3 protein-coding genes and 1 pseudogene are annotated in these 2916 nt (G+C 67.9%); 3 read left to right on the top strand and 1 reads right to left on the bottom strand.

The window, feature by feature from the left end:
* Positions 1 to 233: hypothetical protein (locus tag E4634_RS21615; protein WP_206046989.1), on the top strand; the 233-nt coding region annotated here is incomplete at its 5' end.
* 104 nt (positions 234 to 337) lie between these two features.
* On the opposite strand, the pseudogene E4634_RS21935 reads toward E4634_RS21615, so the two are convergent.
* Positions 338 to 1122, bottom strand: a pseudogene (locus tag E4634_RS21935) (SDR family NAD(P)-dependent oxidoreductase).
* Between the two features lie 158 nt (positions 1123 to 1280).
* Between E4634_RS21935 and E4634_RS21135 the strand changes: the two are divergent.
* Together E4634_RS21135 and E4634_RS21130 are read left to right on the top strand one after the other, a co-directional pair.
* Positions 1281 to 1676 carry a limonene-1,2-epoxide hydrolase family protein gene (locus tag E4634_RS21135; RefSeq protein WP_135446669.1) on the top strand — a complete coding sequence of 132 codons (396 nt, stop codon included), beginning with the start codon at positions 1281 to 1283 and terminating at the stop codon, positions 1674 to 1676.
* Positions 1673 to 2815, top strand: a complete 1143-nt coding sequence (locus E4634_RS21130; RefSeq protein ID WP_167855023.1) for an epoxide hydrolase family protein — start codon at positions 1673 to 1675, stop codon at positions 2813 to 2815. The genes E4634_RS21135 and E4634_RS21130 overlap by 4 nt, the downstream gene beginning before the upstream one ends.
* Positions 2816 to 2916: the final 101 nt, after the last annotated feature.

Raw genomic sequence — 2916 nt, 5'->3', positions numbered from 1 at the left:
ACCTGGCGCTGTACGTCGGCATGATGGGCCTCGCCTGGATGCTCGACTCACCGCCGCTGCTGCGCAAGCTGGTGCCGGAGCTCGACCAGGTGCAATCGCGCACCGACCCGCGCATCGAGCACGACGAGACCGCCCGGGCGCAGCTGCACCTGATGACGGTGTTCATGAATTTCTGGTCCGCCACCGACTACGCGGCGATTATCGACATGCTCGAGCAACGCGCCGCTACCTAGCAGCGCGGCCGGGATGCGCGACGCGCCTGGAATCAGCGACGCGCCGCAGGACAGTCTCGCCTCCGCGTACTACCCGCCGCGCAATGCCCGCGAGCTAACCCGGCCTACTTCCCCTCGAGGCGCGCCAGCATAATGGCCTGCAGGTGATTGGTGTTATCCCCGGCGCTGTGGCCGCCGTCGACATTCAACTCCGTGCCGGTAACGAAGCGCGAGCGATCACTGGCCAGGTACAGGGCGGCCTGGGCGATGTCCTCGGGCAGGCCCAGCACCTTGAGCGGCTGGTTCACGGTCATCGGCGGCACCAGCGCCTGCTTGATGCGCTCGACGGTGTCCGCACTCATGCCCGGCTCCGGGAACGGCGACATCTCGGTCATGATCTGGCCCGGGTTGATGCAGTTGACGCGCACGCTGTAGCTGCCGAAGTCGATTGCCGCGCACTTGGTGAAGTGGATCACCGCCGCCTTGGAGGCGCGGTAGGGCACCACGCCCCAGCCCGGCAGTGCGCCGCCCATGGACGCGGTGTTGATGATCGAGCCGCGCCGAGCACGTTGACTTCCATGATCTTCTGGAAGTCCTTGAGCTCGTCGTCGACGAAGCGCAGGTAGGGTGCGGAGGAAATCCCGGCGTTGTTGTACATCACGTCCAGGGCACCAAACGTGCTGTCGGCGAAGGCCACCAGTGCCTCGAGGTCTTCCGCGCTGGTGACGTTGGTGCGCTTGAAACGGGCGGCGTCACCCAGGCTGCGCGCCAGTGCCTCGCCTTTCTCGCTGTCGACGTCGGCGATCACGACCCGCGCGCCCTCGGCGACGAACAGTTCCACGGTGGCCTTGCCGATGCCGCTGGCGCCGCCGGTGATGACGGCGACCTTTCCGGCGAGTTCCTGGCTCATGCTGGATTCCTTGTGCTGGATTATTGTTGTGGGCGGACAGCCGCAATGGTGTCCTGTCGCCCGGCATTATGAGAAACTCTATTTCCTAAGGTCAAGTGGCGTCGCTCCAGCCCCACGCGCCGCGCGACCACAACAATAACCAGTCAGGAGCTTTGCGCATGGCGACACCGGTCGAGGTGGTGGAAGCGTTTTTCGCGGATTTCAACCAGGGCACGGAGGGCATGTACGACGCCATCCGCGCCTACTTCACGCCACAGGCGGTGTGGGACAACGTCGGCCTGGCCACCACCACCGGTGTCGAGGAAGCGGTCGCACTGGTCAGCCAGTTTCACGAGGAGATGAAGATCGCCAGCGTGGTGGTGGAGATGCTGGCCATCGCCGCGGACGGCAACAAGGTGTTCACCGAGCGCATCGACCGCCTGTACGACGACGCCGGCGCGGAGCTGTCGGCACCGCTGGTGGTCGGCGTGCTGGTGATCGAGGAGGGCAAGATCAGCGAGTGGCGCGACTACTTCGACCCGCGCGCCGCCGCCGAGCTGACCGAGGGCGCGTGAGCGCCGACGCCGGCAGCGGGTTGCTGCCCGCCGGCGACCCGCGGCCGTTCACCATTCGCGTGGCGGACGCTGCGCTCGACGACCTGCAGCGCCGGCTCGCCGCCACCCGCTGGCTGCGCGACCCGTTCCAGGGCAGCTGGGATTTTGGCACGCCGCAGCCTTTCCTGCGCGCACTGTGCCAGCGCTGGCAGTCGCAGTTCGACTGGCGCGCCGTCGAGGACGCGGTCAACACTCACCCGCAGTGCCTGCTGCCGGTCGACGGTATCGAGATTCACGCGCTGCACCAGCGCAGCGACGACCCGCAGGCGCTGCCGGTCCTGCTGCTGCACGGCTGGCCCGGCAGCTTTCTCGATTTCTCCCGGCTGTGGTCGCCGCTGGCGGCGCCGCCGACGGGGCAACCAGCGTTTCACGTGGTCGCGCCCTCGCTGCCCGGCTACGGGTTCTCCAGTACGCGGCCGGGGGTCAACGCCCAGCGCATGGCCGCCCAGTTCACCGCACTGATGGCGCGCCTGGGCTACCCGCGCTTCCTGGTGCACGGCGGCAACTGGGGCAGCCTGATCGGCACGGAGATCGCGCGGCAGTTCCCGCAGCGGGTGCTGGGACTGCACCTGACCTCGGTCTCCGGCAGTGCGCCGTCAACCGACGGCGATTTCCCGGTCAGCGAGGAAGAGCGCAGCTGGCTGGTGGATCACGCCGCCTTCCCGCACTTTGCGCTGCTCTCGCGCACGCCGGTCTCCGCGGCCCACGCGCTCAACGATTCGCCTGCCGGCCTGGCCGCCTGGCTGGGTGAGAAACTGCACGACTGGGCGGACCGTACGCGCGGCGACTGTGCGCTGGATGAGCAGCGCATGCTGGAGACCATCGCGCTGTACTGGTTCACCGGCACCATCGCCACCTCCATGAACCTGTACCGCGAACTGGTGACGGCGCCGCCCAGGGAGCGCTACGTAGACTGCCCCACCGCGGTCTCGGTGTTCCCGGCTTCGGTGGCGAAGTTGCCGCGCAGCTGGACCGAGCGCCTGTACCGCGTGACCCAGTGGAGCGTGCACCAGCGTGGCGGGCATTTTCACGCGCTGGAAGTGCCGGAGCTGGTGCTCGCCGCCCTGCGCCGTTTCGCCGCCGGGTTGGGTGCCGCCTGAGCGGCCTGTGTCAGGCACTCGCGTGAGTTGTTCAGTCAGGCCGCTAGCCCTGGGCGTTGTTACTGGTTGCGCGCATTGGCCGCTGGTATCAGCTGGCCGCG

This window comes from Mangrovimicrobium sediminis (assembly GCF_004745945.1).
Classification (GTDB): domain Bacteria; phylum Pseudomonadota; class Gammaproteobacteria; order Pseudomonadales; family Halieaceae; genus Mangrovimicrobium; species Mangrovimicrobium sediminis.
The sequence above is the reverse complement of the archived record's forward strand: the minus strand, read 5'-3'. Positions and strand labels throughout refer to the sequence as shown.

Bases quoted from the DNA above. Each gene is read 5' to 3' on its own strand.
- E4634_RS21135 (WP_135446669.1), top strand. From the start codon at position 1,281: ATGGCGACACCGGTCGAGGTGGTGGAAGCGTTTTTCGCGGATTTCAAC.